At 65.5% G+C, this 19,627-nt stretch carries 10 protein-coding genes; 2 read left to right on the plus strand and 8 right to left on the minus strand.

The annotated features are described in order from the left end of the window. Positions 1-110: 110 nt before the first annotated feature. Both ABCU91_RS12335 and ABCU91_RS12340 read right to left on the minus strand, forming a co-directional pair. Positions 111-617 carry a DDE-type integrase/transposase/recombinase gene (locus ABCU91_RS12335; RefSeq protein WP_413353905.1) on the minus strand — a complete coding sequence of 169 codons (507 nt, stop codon included), beginning with the start codon at positions 615-617 and terminating at the stop codon, positions 111-113. A 178-nt stretch (positions 618-795) separates the two neighbouring features. Beyond that, positions 796-1,434: an NUDIX hydrolase gene (locus ABCU91_RS12340; RefSeq protein WP_413353906.1), complete on the minus strand. Its 639-nt coding sequence runs from the start codon at positions 1,432-1,434 to the stop codon at positions 796-798. Positions 1,435-1,479: 45 nt separating this feature from the next. Between ABCU91_RS12340 and ABCU91_RS12345 the strand changes: the two genes are divergently transcribed. After that, entirely contained in the window at positions 1,480-2,292 is an 813-nt protein-coding gene (locus ABCU91_RS12345) for a hypothetical protein (RefSeq protein ID WP_413353907.1), read from the plus strand. After that, positions 2,292-3,740 (plus strand): ADP-ribosylglycohydrolase family protein, encoded by a 1,449-nt coding sequence (locus ABCU91_RS12350; protein ID WP_413353908.1) that lies wholly within the window; start codon positions 2,292-2,294, stop codon positions 3,738-3,740. The genes ABCU91_RS12345 and ABCU91_RS12350 overlap by 1 nt, the downstream gene beginning before the upstream one ends. Here the strand turns inward: ABCU91_RS12350 and ABCU91_RS12355 are convergent. The 6 genes from ABCU91_RS12355 to ABCU91_RS12380 form a co-directional block, all read right to left on the minus strand. Beyond that, positions 3,668-4,897: an SIR2 family protein gene (locus tag ABCU91_RS12355; RefSeq protein ID WP_413353909.1), complete on the minus strand. Its 1,230-nt coding sequence runs from the start codon at positions 4,895-4,897 to the stop codon at positions 3,668-3,670. The genes ABCU91_RS12350 and ABCU91_RS12355 overlap by 73 nt on opposite strands. A gap of 420 nt (positions 4,898-5,317) precedes the next feature. Further along, on the minus strand, positions 5,318-10,738 hold the full coding sequence (locus ABCU91_RS12360; protein ID WP_413353910.1) for a DUF4011 domain-containing protein: 5,421 nt from the start codon (positions 10,736-10,738) through the stop codon (positions 5,318-5,320). Further along, positions 10,735-13,344 (minus strand): DEAD/DEAH box helicase, encoded by a 2,610-nt coding sequence (locus ABCU91_RS12365; RefSeq protein ID WP_413353911.1) that lies wholly within the window; start codon positions 13,342-13,344, stop codon positions 10,735-10,737. The genes ABCU91_RS12360 and ABCU91_RS12365 overlap by 4 nt, the downstream gene beginning before the upstream one ends. Then, on the minus strand, positions 13,341-15,479 hold the full coding sequence (locus tag ABCU91_RS12370; RefSeq protein ID WP_413353912.1) for a site-specific DNA-methyltransferase: 2,139 nt from the start codon (positions 15,477-15,479) through the stop codon (positions 13,341-13,343). Before ABCU91_RS12370 ends, ABCU91_RS12365 begins: the two co-directional genes overlap by 4 nt. Before the next feature lie 37 nt (positions 15,480-15,516). Beyond that, positions 15,517-17,046, minus strand: a complete 1,530-nt coding sequence (locus ABCU91_RS12375) for an AAA family ATPase (RefSeq protein WP_413353913.1) — start codon at positions 17,044-17,046, stop codon at positions 15,517-15,519. A gap of 4 nt (positions 17,047-17,050) precedes the next feature. Further along, entirely contained in the window at positions 17,051-19,609 is a 2,559-nt protein-coding gene (locus tag ABCU91_RS12380; RefSeq protein ID WP_413353914.1) for a hypothetical protein, read from the minus strand. Positions 19,610-19,627: the final 18 nt, after the last annotated feature.

Raw genomic sequence — 19,627 nt, forward strand, 5'->3', positions numbered from 1 at the left:
GCGGATGTCTCCCGGTGCATCGGGATCGTTTTGCGCGAAGGGCGCCGTGAGCTCCCTGCAACGGGTGGGATGCGGGGCGGATCCGCGCGTGGCTGCCTAGAGCGCGGTGGTTAAGAGCGCAAGTCTGAGATTCTGCAGGCTAGCGGGTGCCGGGCTTCGACTGAAGCGACCGGACTGTGCAGCGGTTCTAGTTGTACTGACTCCGACCGTTGTTGATGCGGTCGATGGGGGTCAGGCTCCCGGACCATCTTCCTCGCGCGAAACTGGGACCCTCTGTCGGTGTGGACCACGCAGCCAGCGACGTTCCCGCGCCTGGTGACGGCGCTATTGACGGCGTCGACGGCGAGACGCGCTTTCATCCGGTCGCTCATCGCGGACCCCACGATCCGGTTCGAGAACACGTCATTGATCGCGCAGAGGTAGAGCTTGCCTTCACCGGTTTTGTGCTCCGTGTCGCTGAGCCAGAGCCGGTTAGGGGCATCGGCGTTGAACTCCCGACGCACGAGATCGTCGTGCACCGGGGGGCCGGGGCGTCGTCCTTTCCCGCGGCGGGGTTTCCCGAACGCGGACCACCAGCCGTTGTCTCGGCAGATCCGCCACGCCGTCCGCTCCGCCATGACCTCGCCAGCGTCGCGGGCTTCGTCGAGGGGTGTTGGTCACCGGGGGTGCCTGCGTGCATCGTCCTTGCTCCTGTCGCCTGGTCGGCCTCGAGGGCGTCGCGAGCGAGCACCTCGGTCGACTGCCTGACTGGCCGGGTCAGCCTCAGATACGACGAGCGTCAGACCGAGAGGCGCCTCACGCTCGCTCGAACAGCTCCGCCGGCCTCCCCCGCCCTTCGATGAGCAGCTCCCCGGTCGCGCGCAGCTGTGGCAACATGGCCCGGCGGAAGGTGTCAGGCATCAACGCCTCGCCCGACACCGCCTCGTGCGCCAGCCGAAGCTGCCGCATCGTGAACGGCGCTTCGAGAAGACCCGCGGGGTCAGGCGAACTGAGGTACTCGGCACGCAGGGCATCGACGGCGAACGCGACGATATCCCGGTGGTCGTATTTCAGGTCGGGCAGGTCATCAACGGGCGCGAGCAGGTGCACCTCCGACGCCGGAAGCCGATCCACGCGAACGACGTCCACGTGTGCAACGGACAGCACCCATCCCCGATCATCCCGCCCGGGCTCATCGAACACATGGAGCTGACGAGGGCGGAGCCCGTCGATCCCCGCCTTGGCCCGTAGCGAGCGCAGCACAGCACCACGGAGCGTCTCCCCCGCATGCAGAAACGACCCGGGCAGACGCCACTCGTCGTCAGAATCACCGGCACGGACGAGAAGCACGGCGAGCGCGCCGTCGGCGACCGTGAGGACCGCCGTGTCCACCGCGACGGACGGTTGAGGATAGTCATCCAGTCGCTTACCCGAGCTGTCGCGGTATTCGGCCATGCGCCGAATTTAGCGCACTCTTGCGCAATGTCGGAGGGCGGGTGCATGCTTTGTTTAGATCAGATTTGCGCTAAACATGAGGAGAAGATGATGAGCAAAGAAGTCAAGGGGACGATCCCCTGCGTCCTGTTCGGGGGCCCGCTCGACGGCCAGAAGTACGGCGATCTGCCCAACATCGGCAGCGCCTTCACGGGCGCGACCGTGTCGATCCCGCTGGGCGCGGGCGACAACCCGATGAAGGCGGTCTACGTCTGCCTCGGAGATGCGCCGGTCGACGGATTGTGGCAGTACTTCTACGAGCGCACGGAGTTTCCGGCGAGCCTCGAGGTCGTTGACCTGCCGATCCCGCATCCGCCCCTTCCGCAGGGCACGACGTTGGCATCCAAGAAGAACGAATGGGATGCCGGCACGCAGGTTGCCCTGGCTCGTGCGATGGCGGTGATGGCGCACCGCAGTCAGACCGACAAGGCCGGCGTGGCGTACATCACCCATCCTGCCCGTGTGGCCGCCCGGTTCAACCCGGCGACGAAACCGCTGGAGCACTGCGCGGCCTGGCTCCACGACGTGGTGGAACACACCGACCTCACGCTGGACGACCTGTGGGCTGCGGGCATCCATCCGAAGGTTCTCGCGCTCGTCGCTCTTCTCACGCCGCGCCCGGAGTTCTCAACCGAGGAGTACTACGCGCGAATCGCCGCCGATCCGCGCGCGCTGGCAGTGAAGGCTGCCACCATCGACGACAACTCCCATCCCGCGCGTCTGCAGACGCTTCACCTCAACGTTCGGGAACGCATGAAGAGCAAGTACGCCCGTGCCCGCCAGGCACTCGGTCTGACGGAAACGGGAGGAGTCCACTGATGCACCTCTCCGCTCAGCAACTCGACCGCGCCGTCGGTGCCGTCCTTGCGTCCGCCGCGGGTGACGCCCTCGGGTCGCAGTATGAGTTCGGCCCGGCATTGTCTGACAGCGTCACACCCGAGTTCGGTGTCGGATGCTTCGGCCACGATTCCGGGGAATGGACCGACGACACCAGCATGGCCATGCCGATCTTGCGACAGCTCGCCGAGGGTTGGGCGCTGGAAGACGCCGATGCCATCCGCCAGATCGTCACCGACTGGAAAGGATGGGCGCGTACCGCGAAAGACGTCGGCACCCAGACCCGAGCGGTCCTCGGCCGGCTCGGCGACGACACCGCCGAGAACGCGGCACGGTCGACATCCGAAGCTGTGCATCGCCACACCGGCCGCAGCGCAGGGAACGGATCTCTCATGCGCACGGGCCCTGTGGCGCTCGGCTACCTCGACCGCTCTCCCGACGAGCTCGCCGCCGCCGCCGGGCGACTTGCACAGCTCACCCATTGGGAGGTGGACAACGTGGATGCCGTGACCCTCTGGTGTCTCGCAATCCGGCACGCCATCCTGACGGGCGGTCTCGACATCCGCACACAGCTCGACTGGATCCCCGTCGATCGACGGACTCGCTGGGCAGAGCTTATCGACGAGGCCACCGCGCCGGGCATCCACCCGCGCGACTTCCGTTCCGGCAACGGCTGGGTCGTTCGCGCATTCCAAGCCGCCCTCGCGGCGATCACCGGTGCGACCTCGTTGCGCGACGCGCTGGAGCGCGCCGTCCGCGGCGGCGGCGACACCGACACGGTCGCGGCGATCGCCGGATCCCTCGCCGGCGCAGTGTGGGGCGGATCGGCGCTGCCCCTGTCGTTCAAGCGCCGCCTGCACGGGTGGCCGGGGCTCGACGCGAATGAGCTCACGCGGCTCGCTTGCCTCGCGGTCCGGCACGGCGAGAGCGACCGCGAAGGCTGGCCGAGTGCTGCGCGCGCGACGGCCTACGCCGGCAGCGACTACCTCTTTCGACACCCGCACGACGACGGACTGTGGATCGGATCGCTCGCGGCACTCGACCGGCTCCCGTCCGAGGTGGATGCCGTCGTCTCACTCTGCCGCGTCGGGCGTACGCAGGTGCCCGCCGGGCTGGAGAGCGTGCAGGTGTGGCTCGTGGATCAAGACGATCGAAACGCGAATCTCGATCTCGTTCTCACGGAGGCAGCGGATGTCGTCGCCGAGCTCCGGCGTGAGGGAAAGCAAGTGTTCCTGCACTGCGCCGAGGGCCGGAGTCGCACTTCCGCGGTCGCCGCTCTGTACGGCGCACGCCACCGAGAGATCCCGCTGGCGCAATCGTGGGAGGACGTCCGCCAAACCCTTCCCGGGTTCGCTCCTCAGCGGTTCCTGCGCGAGGCTGTGGAGCGTCTTGCGTCCGGAGATTCGCCGGCGCCCCGGTCCGGGACGTGAGGCGAGTCGTGCGGAAGACCGAGGTCGTCCAGCATCGCTGCGACGACTGCCCACGATGTCGGCGACCTGGCGCCCACGGGGAGGTCGGAAACCATCCGAAGGATCGCATCGCGCAGCAGCCGCTCGTCGTCAGAGAGCCCGTCGTTGTACGTCGCGTCGAGCAGGTAGGGGTGCGCGTCGCTCGCGAACGCGAGGACGGCATCGAGGAAGATCTCGAGACGACGCGCCGGCGAGGCGAAGTCAGGCTCGCGTCCGTCTGGCGAGAAGGGGACGAACTGCAGCTCCCGCAGGAGCTCACGATCGAGCCGATCCTCCTGGAGGGTGAGCACGGTCCCGATGCCACTGAGCGGCACCCCTGAAGACTTCATGGCTCGACGGACATCGTGGATGATCTCGTGGAAGTGGTCGTCGCGCATTCCGAATCCGACGAACAGTACGTGCCGAGTCAGAAGCGTCGCCTTGACGATGCTGCTCAGTGCTGCGCGGTCGGTGTTGAAACCGAGGTAGTCCGAGCGGGAGAGGACGATCGACCCGGGATCGTCCACCGACCCGTGGAGTTTGAGGAGCCACCGGTCGTGCGTGTGATCGCGCGGTGCCGTACTGGGGATCGTGCGCCTGGGCATCCCGCCATCACCGGCCGCCAGCTCGAAGAGCCGATCGTAGTTGAGCGTGATCGCCTGCTCGCTGTCCAACGACGCCAACAGTGCCGGGGCGAGACCGTAGCGCGGCACGTCGGTGATGGCGGCGATGGCACGCGCAAAGGCCAGTGGGTCGTTCGGCGATCGTTCGTCGATCGCCTGCCTGACGAACGTCGCCTGGTCGAGCACATCGCGACCCTTGTCGAGAAGCGCCCTGCGCACGTCGCGCTCGAGTTCGGCGCGTTCCGCCAGTTTCTCGATGAGCTGCGACCAGGTCGGGGCACCCGCGCTCACGCTCACACCGGCTCCCATGAACGGCACGAGCCGCCCCATCCGCGCGAGACCTCCGAGCCGACGCGCGTGGTCCATCTCACCCGCGTTCAGCTCCGGCCACGCGTTGACTCCGGACGTCTTACGAAGGTGTTGCGCGAGCGCATAGGCCTTCGCATCGTCACGGAGGACGATCGCGATGTCGACCTCGAACTCCACGGCGAGCGCGCGCGCTTCGTCGAGAAGCATCCGGATGACGTCACCCTTACGTAGATGCGCGCCGCCTCGACCGAACCCGATCGGCGGGATGCCCAGTAACGGGCGCGGCTTGTCACCAGTCAGCCGCGCGCGCGATCGGCACAGCGGCCTCGACGAATGCCCGGATGCGTGGACGGAACTCATCGGCCGTTCTCACCCCGTAGAAGGGCACTGCGGTGAGAAAGGGGACCGGTTCCCGCGCGTCACCTCGTGGCCATACGGGTATCGCGTAGACCCGCTCGGCCTCGAAAGCGGCGCGATCGTTCGGATCGAGGCGAGAGGGAGCATCGGGGATGTCGACCTCCCAGCGCCCTCCGGGGCGGAGCCGCTTGTCGGTTGTCTGCATCCAGGTGGAGCACGCGAGGTTCCGCAGGTCTCCGCGGATGACGAAAACGTGACCGTGGTCGGGCTTCATGTCGCGTTTCTCCACCGCAGCACGGCCCCGTCCTCAATCGCCCCCTCGCGGATCGCAAGATCCACCGTTGCGTTCACTCGCTCGGAGATATCGCGGCCGGTCCGGCGCCACCCGAATGCGCGGGCGACCCCCAGCGCGAGATCCTCGCGCGAGGCACCAACCTGCGCTGAGAGAGCACTCCGCACGGCCAACGTGAACTCCTCGGGGCTGATGTGGTCGAGCGCCCGCCCGCCCGCCTCACGAACGTTCTTGATGCTCGAGCGGCGGACTCTCAGAAACTCGCCATCGAACGTGATGTCGGCCAGATCGATGGCCGCCCGCAGCGTGCGGTCCGCGTTCTTGTTCACCCGCTCGAGTGTCGAGTATTCGCGAAGGCGCGCTTTCATCGTCTCCAGATGCAGCGGGCCCTCCGAGTGAGTGACTTCCTCGACGAACGCCACCAAGTGTCGAGCGTTCGACACATCTGTCCAGTCCAGATTGCGCGGACGCCGGGGGCTCGCCGGCACATAGTCAAGTACCCACGCGGGACGCGCGTACGCGTCGAGCTCCTGGTCTTCGACCTCGACGGTCACCGGAACGCGAGGCGCAGAGCGTCCGCTGAACCGGCCGACTGACGGGTCAGCCTCCAGTGATGCGAGAAGCCGGCGCAGCCGCTCTTCCTCGCGATTTCGGTGTCGATACCAATCGGTGCCCCAGATGTGATGCAGAGTCCACCCGAGCCCCACGAGAATGTCGTGGCGCAGCCGGTCGCGATCGCGCGCCGACTTCGCAGAGTGATACATCGCGCCGTCGCACTCCACGCCGAGCATGAACACGCCCGGACGATTCGGGTGCTTGACGCCGATATCGATACGGAATCCGGACACGCCAACCTGCGGCTGCACATCGTATCCCCAAGACCGGATTGCACTGATTACCGCATCTTCGAACGGCGAGTCAGTCCCCAGTCCTTCGTCGCCGAGTTCAAGCTCAAGTGCGGCGGGGCCGCGCTCAGCGTAATCCAAGTAGCGTCGAAGGTGGCGGCCGCCTGCACTCGCAACGTCGCCGATGTCGCCAGCGCCCATCGATGCGACAACTTCCGTGAGCTCCTTCGCGCGCGTAATCGCCACGTTGAGTCGTCGTTCCCCGCCCTTCTTGTTGATGGGACCGAAGTTCTTGTAGACCGTTCCCGTCGAGTCCGGCCCATAACCGATCGACATGATAACGACGTCGCGCTCGTCGCCCTGCACTTCTTCGAGGCTCTTGACGAAGATTCCATCGAGTCGACTCTCGTTGAAGTGTGATTCGAGCTCGGGTCGCTCTGCGCGCCGCAGTACGAGCGCATTGGAGATGGCGTCTCGTTGGGCCGCGGACATTGCCACGACACCGATGCTCTTGCCGGGTCGGGTCTCGAGGTGGTGAATGACGCGACCCGCGACGTACTCAGCTTCCTTCGGGTTGTCCTGCCCTTGCGATCGCCGGTACACACCATCGACTCGATGGAACCTCACACCCGCATCAGGAACATCTGCGAGCGCTCCGGGGAAAGTAATCAGTCGGTCGTCATAGAACGAGTTGTTGCTGTACGCGATGAGGTGCTCGTGCTTGCTGCGGTAATGCCACAGGAGGCTGATGCTCGTGAACGCGCCACTGCCCTTCATCAGGTCGAGGAGAGACTCATAGTCGTTCGCAAGGTCCTCGTCACCAGATTCATCGTCGTCGGAGGCTTGCATGGAGGCGAAGAAGGCGGTCGGGGGAAGCTGCTTCTGATCGCCAGCTGCGATGACCGCTCTTGCGCGGTATAGACAGTTGATTGCATCGCCAGGCGGAACCTGACTGGCCTCATCGAAGATGACGACATCGAACTGGATGTCCGGCGGCAAGAACTGTGACACGGCAAGCGGACTCATCATGAAGCAGGGGTGCACCGCCTGGATGACATCCGTAGCCCGAGCGATGAGTTCCCTCACCGGAATGTGGCGACGCTTCTTCGATGCTTCAGCGAGCACGAGTGCCGTCTGCCCCGACGGCGTGGATGGCCTCCGGCTCACTGCATTGGCAAGCACCGCGGCCGCCGCGTGATCAACGATCTCCCGATCGAGCTCTCTGAACTGCTCTGCGACGGCATCGCGGCTCGTGTGCGCGAAGCCATTGCTGAGGCGATTATCGCCACGGATCACGGCCTCCGTCCAAGCCCTCAACACCACGCCACGCAGCGTCTGCTCGACCGTGTCTGCACCACCGGCGCGCTCAAGCTGCGCATCCATCGCCGGGCCAAGACCCCACTCGCGAAGCCGCAAGGCAGCACGCGAAGCTCGGATCATCTGCTCGGCGTCGTCCAGATGTTCCCGCAACGAAGCGAGCAGTACACCCGACTCCGCCTCATCCTGGAGCGACTCACCGATGCGATCATGCTCGAACCTCTGCCGCAGGCGTGCTGTCGCGAGGTCCCACTGCTCACCCGCGGTGACGAGCTCCGGAGCCCAGGCAAGTTCCGCGTACACGTCGAGCGATGCGGCGCGATATGACTGGGCAGTGCGACGCCTCAGTTCTGCGGTCCATTCCAGACGTTCCGCGAGCGTCTCAACGCGCGGCATCGTGAGCTCGTCCCAGAGGCCCGGAAGAGCGCCAGTCAGCGACCTGCCCTCGCGCTCGACTTCACCAGCGCGTGCCGCAGACGCAACCACACGCGCGCGGATATCGCGCGCAGTCGATAGAGATCGACTTCCTCCGTCAGAGTATGGTCGCGCAGCGGTCACAGCCGCTGTGACAGCTGCCACAGCCCCGTTGACGCGTGCAATCGCGTCCACGATCTCTCGTGACTCGTCGATGTAGTTGGCCTGCGCTGACAACGGCGCGGCAGCGGCGAGATGTGCGTCAACCTCGCCTGCTTCACGCACGACCGCACGCCACGCGTAGTCATTCGCCCGCGTGGCGCCGAACGCGTCCAAGTCGATTGCGACGCTCGCCTCCCGAAGACTCCGGCACTGGTCCACGACCCGCCGTGCGCGGTTCCAAGCGTCTTCATCGCGCGGAACAAAGCCGAGCACCGCCTCTACTCCGCCCGATCGGAGCGTAACTTCATCACGCGCCGCCACCCAACTGACGGCCGCGCCAAGCTCATCGGCTGCGGCTCGTGGTTTCAAGGACGTGTGCGCGCCCACCAAGCGCCGATCATCTCCCGCAGGGCCGAGGAGAGCTCGCCGCCATCGCGGCGTCTCTTCCCATCTCGCGTGAATCGTAGCGACGTCGATGTCGATGATCTTCGGCGCAAACGAGGCCAGCGCACGAGCCTGCGCTGCTGCCTCGTCAGCCTGCGCTCGGGCGAGCGCGTCAAGCGCGGCCGTGAGCTCGGCTAAGCCCTCGCCGGTCAGCCACGCGGGGCGCAGCCCCTCAATCTCGTCGAGGGCTCGAACCACACTGACGATCGCGCCAATGTCACCAATGTAGCGGGGCGAACTGAGGCCCGTACTGGCAGCCACCGCCGTTGCCTTTGTGCTCGCCGCTTCGAGCTCTCGGACCCCCTGGAGCAGCGTGTCCGCCGTTGCCTGAACGCCCGCAGCAGGCGTACCCTCCAAGGCGCCGAAGACGCTCGTCGCCTCTTGCCCCAGCTCCGGGAACGGCGGCGCGTCGCCGAGCGCTCGCCATTCCGCACCGACGAGGCGACGCAGTTCCTCGTCTTCGGCGATCGTCGCCCGATATTGCGGTATTAGTTGGCCAGCGCGCTCCAAATCGGCGTCTGTCGCCTCCACAAGCCAACTCGGGGTGACCCACTCGGGACGCGCTGCACGCATGTGCGTCGCGAGATCTTCGACCGCTCGCCATTGGTCGAGACCATCGAGAGAGACATCCGCGCGACGTGGCGCGACGTCATTGAGCACGTCGATGAGTGCATCGCGAGTGCGCGCCGCCTCACCGATGTCAAACAGCAGGCCCTCGACCGATCGGATGCCGTACCAAAGGTGCCGCTCGCCTTGGAGCAGGTGCGTCCACGACCCCGCCACTTCACGAATCACGTCTTGCAGATCGTCCCACCGCTCGCCCGAGAACTCCGGAACGACGATCGCAACCGTCGGCATATCCGCCGAGTCGGGAAGTGACGAGAGCCGGCCGACCACATCATGCAAAGTCCAGCCGATCGGCCCCCTGACCTCATTCATCGCTGCGGCGTATTCCGACAGCTCCAACCGTAGCTTTTTGGCACGGGCGAGTGTCGCAGCGGTGTTGCGCTCGACGATCGACGGACGTTCACTTAACGCAGCTCCGAGTGACGCCGCAACCTCTGCACGTGTCGCCTTGTGACTGTGCAATTCGAACAGGAGGGGCCCGAGTCCACGCCCGCTAAGCCTGTCCCGCACAACGTCCAGCGCTACTGCCTTCTCCGAGACAAACAAGACCTTCTTGCCGGAGGCCACAAGCGCCGCGATGATGTTCGCGATCGTCTGGCTCTTGCCAGTTCCGGGCGGACCGTCGAGCACAAAGCTCTTCCCAGCCATCGCTGCGGCGACGGCCACTCGCTGGCTTGAGTCTGCGTCGAGGATCAGGGGTGCGACCTCCGGTGGGGAGGACCTATCGATGTCGTCGACATCATCAGGCGCGAAGAGCGTCCTCTCGCGTGCTGCATCCGACGCACCAGCGAGCGCTTGAACGACCGGGCTGGCGAGCACCGCCTCTTCGTGCGCCTCCAGGTCGCGAAACATCGCCTCCTTGGCGAACATGAACGCTGAGAGGACACACATGGGTTCGACGTGCCAGCCCTCGGGGAGCGCGAGGGCAGAGATCGCGGACTCGACGGCAGCCATCCCCCCTTCAGCCATCAGCGATTCGATCGTCGCCTGATCAGGCAGGGTGACTCCGTACTCTCGCACGCGAATGTCGAGCGCCGGGTTCACGACCATGTCGCCGTCCGACGAATACACGCGTGGCGGTTGGCGTGGCCCATCAGACTTCAGCTCAACAGGCAAGAAAACCAGCGGGCTGACGCGCGCATCGCCGTTGAACTCAGTCCAGTGCAGCGCTCCCAGCGCGAAATAGAGCACCGACAGACCGCGATCGAGGTACTCTCTGCTCGCCGTTGACGACAGATTCTTCAGCGCGCGATCAACTTCACGCTGAGTCTTGTTGACGAACAGATGCTCTGAAAACGCGGAAAAGTCGTACTCCTCGACGACATCGAGCGCTCGCGACTCCAAGTCTTCCGACACGATGAGGGTATCGACGGGGCCCGTCACCGGCGCCGCCGCCGGGACGGTCCCGACCACTGGGACGCCGTGACCCCCTTCGACGAGGGCGACAACCTCATCCGTTGACGCTCGAGTGAACTGCAGCGTCGACGACTTCGTCGGCCGGTAGTTGAGCAACCGATTCCGGCCCGACAACATCACCAGCGACTCGCGCCACGCACCGACCGCGTCCTGAAGCCGATCACCCGTTGTCACTTGTGATCACCGCCCGGCTCGTACGCGATCGAGAACTCGCCGTTGTAGAAGTCCACGACGGTGCCGGCTCCTTCGAGGATCGCCTTCTGCAGCGCCGGGTTCTTCAGGTCGAGAGCACGCAGCGCGGGCCCGTTCGACCCATTCGCGACTGCCTCGATGCGGTGGAATGCATCGCCGTAGTCGCGGGCAAACTCCGCAAGACCCTTGAGCTTCACGAGCGCGTCTTCGAGATGATGGCCGTGCGGGTCCACGATGGATGCCACGACCTCCCCATCGATCTCGTGGAAGAACACGAAGTCCGGGTGCAACGAACGCCAGTTTCCGAGCGCATCGCGATAGGTGACGCCCATCGTGTCGACGGCGGCACGCGCCGGGTTGCGGTACCAGGCGATGCAGTCTGATCGCTCCAGCTCCGAGCGCACGACGGTGTCCTCCCATCCACCGAGGTCACTGATCGGGAACCACCCTTCCCCGTCCGACATGAGGTGCCGGCTCACGAGCGGAGCCATCGCAACCTGCTCGTTCGCGTCGACGACCTTCCAGTCCTCGAGGCGCACACGGGGGCGGCGCAGCTTGCCCGGCTGAGGCACGGTCGCGAGCGTCCAGATCTCCATGTAGAGGTCCTGTCGCTCGTCGCGCAGTTCCGAGATCGCGTCGCTGTAATCGGCGAACCACTCCTTCGCGAGCTCCTCCGCGACGGCATCGACTCGCTTCCGCAACTCTGGAATGTACCCCAACGCGGACGTCGTCACATAGGCATCGGTGAGCGTTTGGTCATCCCAGTCGTCCTCGAGACTTCCAACGAGGTGATCGACATACGACTGCGCAACGTCCGCACCGAACGCACGCTTCGCATCCTCGAACGCCACACGGATCGCCCGAGCGTCGGCCCGCTCCTTGAACTGACGGTACGACACGCCGGTCTTACCCGTCGTGCCAACGAGCGTTTGACCGTGCACATCCCAGACCCCCTGACGCGCCTTGTTGACCTCAGCCGGGTACTCACGCGTGAAGTTATCGAACACGGTGTGCAGGCGGGCGGATGCCTCGCGCAGCGCACCGCGCCGCAACCCGTCGCTCGACAGCGCCTGGGCCAGCGACACCAGTCGCTTGACGGGCCTCGCGCCCTTCACCGGCACGCTCAGCGTCGGCAGCGTGTCCCAAACCTTCCAGACGGTCTCAGGAACGTGAGGGTTCGGCATGAGCTCGCGCGGATCGAGCAGCACCTTGCGGCCGGAACCACCCGGCACTTCGGCGATCTGACCGGTCATGTACTTGACGATCTTGCCGGCGGTCGTGCGGTCGAAGAACGGCAGGATGCAGTCAACGGCGTTCAGTCGCTCGTCGCCCGGCACGCGACGCGCGAGCGGGCTGCGCACCATGCGGCCAAGCAGCTGTGTGATGTGCGTGTGGTCCTTCGCGGGGCGGAACGACACGAGCACCTCGGCGCGCGGGCAGTCCCAGCCTGTCGAAATGCCATCCTTCGCGACCAGCACCCGCACGTGCGGGGTGTCCTGCACGCGCTGTGGTTCGATGTGCTCGATCTCCCAGCGCCCGAATGACTGCACCTTGTGCTCGCCCAGTACGTGGCGAACGGCGGATGCCGGGATGCCCCCTAGCTCTTCCGCGATGGTGTCGAGGGCGACCCCGATGTCGTCGCCGTCGGGTGTGTTCGGCACCTGCAGCACGAGCAACGGCTCGACGACGTCGGCGAGCCCCTGGGCCTTCGAGTAGGCGTGCCAGCGGTCGGTCGTCTCCTTGAGCTTCCGTGCGGCACGGCGCACGAGGACGGAGTCGAAGTTGCCGGCTTCGTCGGGGATGTCGAGCATGACGGTGTCTTTGACAAGGCCCGACTCCTGCACCTGCCACGGGTGCACGGCGACCTGCTCGAGCGTGCGCCGCTTGTCAGCTGCCTGCGCTTCTTTCATCGCCGTCGCGAAGCGATCAATCGTTGCCGAAATACCGAGCACAATCGGGATCGGCGGCTGCGACCCCTCTCCGTTGATGAGGCGCTGGACAATCGTCTTGCGATCACTTGATGTCTTCGTGTCGAACCCACGATGCGCCTCGTCGAGTACGAGGTAGACCGTCTTCTCATCGTCGGCGATCGTGTTGCCGATCGTCTCCCAGATGTTCCAGGCGAGATCATCGGGCGACGCGACGTGATCGATGATCTCGTCTGCCGTCGGGACGTAGCCGCGCGTCAGCAAAGAGTTCTTCGACAGGCGCTGCGTGTTCAGGAAGTACACCTTGCCGGCCTCGAGTGCCGGCACTGCGAACGGCGGCCGGATGGTGACGAGGTCGCCAGAGACGAGCTTCTCGGATGCTTGCATGAGCCGCGTGCGGCTCTGCTCGTTGAGCGCGGGGCTGTCCGAGAACCAAATGACCACGGCACCTGGGTCGGCATCGAACTCGAATGTGTCGCTGCCGTAGAACAGCGCCTCGATGGCAGCGGCGGCCATGACGGTCTTTCCCGCGCCGGTCGCGGCGGTGAGGCTGAACGCGACCTCGTCGCCATCGCGGCGATAGACGCTGCGCGCCTGCTCGAGGTTGAGCAGCATCTTGTCGACGGCTTCGGCCTGGTAGTCCTTGAGGGTGTACTTCATCGCTCCGCCGCCCGCCGCGCCTCGATCTCGAACGTTCTGAGGTACGCCTCGTAGAGACGTACCGGCTCGACGTGCTCTGGAAGCTCTCGCACGAGCGCCTCGAAGAGGCGGTCTTCGTCGGTGATGATGAAGGCGACGGATGCCGCCGGCGCAGCCGCGATCGCTCGAGCGAAGTCTTCGGAGTGGTCGAGGTCGCTGATGACGCCGTAGGTCTCGGCGACGTCCCAGCCATCGGGAAGGGCATCGATGCGACGGCCCTGCGAGCCGGCGCGGATCCACAGCAGGGGGGCGATGCGGCCGAACGCATAGTTCGCCTCGACCCTAAGCGGCGACTCGTACGTCAGTGTGAAGAACTCGACGTTCTCTTCGAACCCATCCGCCATTGGGAACTCGTCGGTGAACTTGTAATCGCCCTTGATCGGCTCACCGTCCGGCGTAATGCCTCTGATCGCCGCTTCGATACGCGGCTTGGTGATGTAATCGCAGATCCCGTGCTTTTCCCAGTCGGCGTCACCAGGGCGACATCCCCGCTTCCGCAACGCGATCTGCTCCTCGGCGGACACTTCATTGTTGGTGATGACAATCCCTTGCCGCTGCCCCCCATCTTGTCGATTGAGTCGCATCGCGGCATGCACAGTGGTCCCCGACCCGCCGAAGAAGTCCAGCACTACCGCATAAGGTTTCCGCGCGACGAAGAACCGTATGGCGTCTTCCACTGCATACAAAGATTTCGGAAACGGGAAACGGCGACCCGGAACGAGCGCGCGCAGGATATTGCTTCCTCCATCTCCGGCGTTGTGCGACTTCATATTCCATACACTCACCGGCGCCTTCACCCGGGCAACATCAGCTGATTGCCGAAGCTCCAGGGCGCCGTTCACGTCTCTGCCGACGACCTCGATTTCACCTCGAGCAATCCTCTCCTTCTCGGCCCTCCGCAAGTACGAGATCGACCAGCGACCACGCGAACGAGTAAAGGCGCCGATCCGCACTGTCCCTTCAGCGAGTCCAACGCGCGCTGTGGTGGCGCTGATCTGCCAACAGCCCTCAGAGTCGTCGGAGCGGATTGGCCAACATGCCACGAGCCCACGCTGCGGAGGCGCGACTGTATCCCGGCTCGCCGAGAGTGGCAAAGGCTCGCCCACCGAGTGAATCGCGCCCCTTTGCTCGTCGATCCAGAACGGGTAGAACTGATTAGCCCCGTCCTGACGCCGAGCGTTAGTCCCACTCCGGAGCAACCTCCGCCAGATGTCAATCTTCTTGCCCTCGAAGGACTCGATTGGGTTGAGCATGTCGTTCGAGTTATGCACGACTTCGGCATCGCCGTTAAAGACGAAGAATAGGTACTCATCGGCGCGGTAGAACTGCTTCGCGCGTGCCACGCCGCTTGGATTTATCACACTGGAAACCATCTGAATCCGCGCCGCGGGAAAGGCTTGCTCCAGCAGCAACCCCAGTCGGAGGTACTCCTTCTCATCGATGGTGACGATGAGCACGGAGTCATCCGGGTTCAGCAACTCTTTCGCGAGCAACAGGCGCCGCTCCATGAAGGCGAGCCACTTCGAGTGGCGGTAGAGGTCGTCGCTCTCGACGTAGTCGTTGTTGTACTTCCAGTCCTTCGCCCCGGTGTTGTAGGGCGGATCGATGTAGATGCAGTCGACCTTGCCGCGGTGCGTAAACAACAGGGCCTGCAGCGCGTGGTAGTTCTCAGCATTGATCACCGAGTGATACGGCTTGTCGCCGCCGCGCTCAACCTTGCCCGTCGAGACGAGGCCGGGGTAGATCGGGTCGTTGAACTCGGCGACGACGACCAGATCTTCGATCGAGGCACGGTTGATATCGCCAGATCCATCCAGCGCATCCAGCGATGCAACGGGCGGGTCGGTCACCGGATCGAACGCGAGCACCTGCCAGAGCCGATCGTGCTCCCTCTTGGGCATCTCACCCCGCGGAGGCAAGATTCGTACCTTGGAACCCTTGACGGGGCGCCGACCGGGCAGGTCAACCGCCTCGGGTGTGTGCCGCTCGAAGTTGAGGCCGAAGGCGCGGCGATCGGCGAGCGCCTTGACCTCCTTCTCGATGTCACGCGCGAGAGCGGCATCCTTTGTCGCGAGCTGGCGGATGAGGTCGTTCAAATGAGACAACGCGTGAGTCCTTCGGTGGTGCTGGTCGTCAGTCTTCGTCAACGGGTGTCAGGTCCAGAGTGCCACGCGCAAACGTGGCCAGGATGCGCTGGTGGGTCTGTCGCGGAAGTGTGCGGTTTCCCGGCTCGCCGAACGGAGTCCCGGGGCGCGCGGGCGCCTCATTCAGCAACCGATCGAGACCTGGCCGCGATACGAGCAACAGTCCGTGCGTCGCGCGAGTGCAAGTGACCGCGAGGCGCCCGAACGCGGAGTTGAACTCGTCGAGCTTCGAGGCGCCCGTTAGAGGGTGGATCGCGATCGTGATCCCGTTCGTCTGTCCCTGGTAGGAGTCGACCGTCGAGCTGACGATGTCGGTACCCGACAGACTGTGCTTCTTGCGCAGACGCTCCACCATCTCGGCGGCATCATCGACGAGCTGGTTGCGCGTCGCGAGCACCGCGATCAACGGGTCGTCGCTGCGGTCCCGCAACGAAACCGACCGGAACTCCTCGTCGGGTGTCGCCATGGTTGACGGCGTCGCGTCGTCGTCGAAACGGCGTGCACGCAGGGTCAATCCCTGAGCCAGCAGGTCGTCGAGTAGGGTCTCCAGGGCCTCGAGCAGTGGCACGTCGACATCGGCGGCATCCGCGGGCAGAAGCCCGTCGATCTCGAGCAGGGTGGGCTCTCCCGTCGCGACCTGGTGCCATACGTCGGCGGCAGGCTGATCCATCGCGCCGAGCTGGATCTGGCGATCACCAGGGCCAGCGACACAGTTGAGTTCACCCCACTCCGGGTAGAACGCTCGCCAAAGCCCGAGTTGAGGTGCAGTGGGGCGCCACACCGCCGGCAACTCCGCCGACCACGTGCGTGCGTCCTCGTCGTAGTCCGTCGGCCATGCGCGGTACGGGTTATAGCGGTCATCCCCGCGCCAGGGGTTCGATCCGATCTCGAGTGGAGGAAGCTGCCCCACATCGCCGACCCCCACCCAGACAGGAGCAGCCTTGGTGACCGAGTCGAAGAGGTGGTGCGGAATCTGCCACGCCTCGTCCACGAACAGCACGTCGTACACGCTGTCACCGTTCGCTGCCTTGCCGCCCAGTGCGCTCTCCATGCGGCCGAGCTCGTTCGGCGCGCCCAGCATGTGAACGGTTGAGATGACGGCCGACGCGGTGTCGGGGATGTCCTTCGACGATGCCGCGATCGTCGCAAAGGCCGCCACGTCGTCCGGCACGGCGGCGAAGGCGTTCTTGGAAACGCGCAGGCACACGCGGTCGCGGCCGAGCATCTTCCCCAGCGAAACGGCCAACGGGTGGGTCTGCTTGTTGGTGAACGCGACGACAGCCACGCGCAGGCACCGAGGGTGGTTGAGTGCATCCGCGACGAGTCGCTTCAATACGTGAGACTTGCCGGCACCTGCCGCGGCCTTCAGGAGAATTCGGTCGATCGGCGCCGTGCCGTAGAGCACATCCGAGAGCACGCGTGAGGCCGCCGCGGCGGCGGATGCATTGCCGATCGCGGCATCTTTGTGGTGCACGCCGTCGGCTGCCGGCACGAGCGGGGCGGTGAATGTGACCGTCATCGCATCACTCCACGTCGTCCAGGGTCAAGTCCTGCGGCGGCGCCTGTGAGGGGCGGTCCGCGGCGTCTCCCTGGGGCAGACCGCCAGGCGAGACTTCGAAACCATCCGCATCGCGCACCGGTGGCCACGCTTGTGGGTTCAACTCGCCGCGCGCACGGCGCTCAGCGATCTGGTCCGAGAACTCTGCTTCATTCGCCCGGTGTGGTTTGCAGCACCACTGATGATCTCGCGGAGCCTGCTCATACGACCGTGGCGTGCAGGTCGGCTTCGGCGCCGCATAGTCGTCGGCGGGCGGGCGGGCGATGGATACCCTCCGGTCGTAGGCGGTACCCGCAAACCACTCCGCGCCCGCGACGATCAGGTGGTCGCCGACCACGACAGACGGCGCGTGCTTCGGCTTCCAGCGCAGCTCGTTGCGCGGGCGCTCGTCGCCGACGTCATCGCGCGAGAGCGGACCGACGCTCATCCCCTCGATCACGAATGACCCACTCAGCGAGATGCTGTCGCGGTGCGCCTCGACGCAGGGACGGTCATTGACATGAAGCAAGACGATCTTCGATCCTTCGACGATGCGCCGCGACTCGACGTCCAACACGAGAGGCTCGACACTGACGACCGTCGCATGAGCGAGCTGGCGGTTGCCGGCATCCGTCGCCAGATCTGACGCGGCCTGCGGGTTCGCCACCGCGAGCAACTGATCGTGGCACGCCGCGTCGGCCTCGATCACGCGAACGAGCTGGTTGCGCCACCGACGGTACGTGCGCCCGAAGCGAACGAGGTCTGATGCCGTGAACGACAGGCGCCGTCTCCACACGGCCTGCGCATCACCTTCGACCGCTCGGTACGCCTCGCGGAGAGCGGATGACTGAACCTTGGCGAGTTCGTCCAGTGCCGCTTCAAGGACCTCTTGCTTGTATGCGAGCTCGGCACGTACTCCCTTGTCGTAGGCTGCGGGATCGGGCTCGACACGCTTCTTGCCGCGGCCGGCGATACCGACGAGCGACTGGTGCAGTTGATCCGAGCGTTCCTTCGTCAGGCGGGCGCCGGGTGTGTAGGGCGATCTCTCTATCGCGTCGGCGAAGGCACGGTGGTCGATCGGATCGGTCGCGCGCGCCCACTCAGTCGCGTAGTCGAGGCGCAGTGCGTTCACGGCCGGACCCCCTGCGACGAAATGCCGCGAGAACACGGTGCGCAGATCGATGATCGGCATCCGCGCCTGCAGCGCGCGCGCGCGATCCTCTTCGAGCAGGAAGGACACGGCAGTTCGTGCCGTCTCCCGCAACGGCTTCGGCAGGGAGGCAGGCTCGCCATCCCATGTCAGCATCGGGCGCCCCTGTTCCTGATCGCGCAGCCAACGGAGGCGACTGAGCTCCACGCCCGCGAGGTTGTCCGCGATCGAAGTGAGCACGTCAGCCGTCTGCCCGTCGGGCACCACGAGGTGGATCGGGCTGGGCGCTTCAGGGTTCGCCTTACGCTGTGCGCGCATCGCATCTTCGACTGCCGACCCGAGCAGGCGCATTGCCTTGAGCCGCGTCTCGGGCGATTGGGGCGCCTCGTAAACCTCGGTGCGCCACTCGCCCGGTCCGTGAGCACTCACCCGCTGGACCGACATTCCGTGTATGCCCAGTGCCGCGGCATCCGCCTTCGCAATCACGACGTTGATCGTTCCCGGTTCGCCGGCGGGGTCGGTGCGCAACTGCCCGGTGTGCACGGCGTGACCGTCGACCGAAGCGCGAATGCCCGCAATGACGGAGTCCGGCGCCGCGCCGACGACACCGGTCCCGTCGACAAGGCCAACGACGTGAGGGCGCAGGTCGGGGTCGACGCCGAGCTCGACGAGCAGATCAGTGGGGTCGGCGGATCTGCGTAGCTCGTCTCGGCAGAGGACGAACATATTGCAGGTCGTGCACGTCGACGGATCGAACGTCGCCGTGAGGTGTCGCACAAATGCCAGCGCGTCATCTTCGGGCTCCAACCGCAGAGACTTCGCAGCCTCGACTCGCTCCGTGACACGCATGCGGACTTCGAGGCGATGGTCGTGCAGATCCTCGACGACAGCAGTCGGCTGCAGGAAGGCGTTGCGCGGAACCGCGAGGACACCGTGATCGTGCACAGACATCCCCCGGGGCAGCTCCGACCACGACGCAAATGCTTCCGCGCCGAGCGCGACCTGCAGGAAGCCCTTCAGCATGCGGCCGTCGTCGATGCGCGACCGCACACGTTCGTAGTCCTTAGCGTCACCCACGATCAGCCAGGATCCGCCGCCCTGAGCCACGGATTTCGGGGCGACCACGACATAGTCGGGCTTGACCTCGGTCGCCCCCGCATCTTCGAACCCCGGGAACGGCACGGCTGTCTCGTGGATGAGGGTCGCAGCGCCTTCGGCGACTGCTCGCGCGTGTGCGTCTGCCAACAGCTGGCGCGTCTTCGTCGAATCGACCCTCGCGTCTGAGGTCACAACCGCCGTCGGGCGCTCAAGTCCGAGCGCGCCGACCGTCGTCGTCGTGACGCGGCTCGCGAAGGCCTTGTCTTTGACGAGCCGCTCGAACGTCATCGCGCGCATCCAGCGCGCTTCGGGAAT

This window comes from Microbacterium phoenicis (assembly GCF_047302325.1).
In the GTDB taxonomy this organism is placed as follows: domain Bacteria; phylum Actinomycetota; class Actinomycetes; order Actinomycetales; family Microbacteriaceae; genus Microbacterium.

Excerpts from the sequence above, each read along its gene's own strand:
- ABCU91_RS12335 (WP_413353905.1), bottom strand. The coding sequence starts at position 617 with ATGGCGGAGCGGACGGCGTGGCGGATCTGCCGAGACAACGGCTGGTGG.
- ABCU91_RS12340 (WP_413353906.1), bottom strand. The coding sequence starts at position 1,434 with ATGGCCGAATACCGCGACAGCTCGGGTAAGCGACTGGATGACTATCCT.
- ABCU91_RS12345 (WP_413353907.1), top strand. The coding sequence starts at position 1,480 with ATGCTTTGTTTAGATCAGATTTGCGCTAAACATGAGGAGAAGATGATG.
- ABCU91_RS12350 (WP_413353908.1), top strand. The coding sequence starts at position 2,292 with ATGCACCTCTCCGCTCAGCAACTCGACCGCGCCGTCGGTGCCGTCCTT.
- ABCU91_RS12355 (WP_413353909.1), bottom strand. The coding sequence starts at position 4,897 with ATGCTTCTCGACGAAGCGCGCGCGCTCGCCGTGGAGTTCGAGGTCGAC.
- ABCU91_RS12365 (WP_413353911.1), bottom strand. The coding sequence starts at position 13,344 with ATGAAGTACACCCTCAAGGACTACCAGGCCGAAGCCGTCGACAAGATG.
- ABCU91_RS12375 (WP_413353913.1), bottom strand. The coding sequence starts at position 17,046 with ATGACGGTCACATTCACCGCCCCGCTCGTGCCGGCAGCCGACGGCGTG.
- ABCU91_RS12380 (WP_413353914.1), bottom strand. The coding sequence starts at position 19,609 with ATGCGCGCGATGACGTTCGAGCGGCTCGTCAAAGACAAGGCCTTCGCG.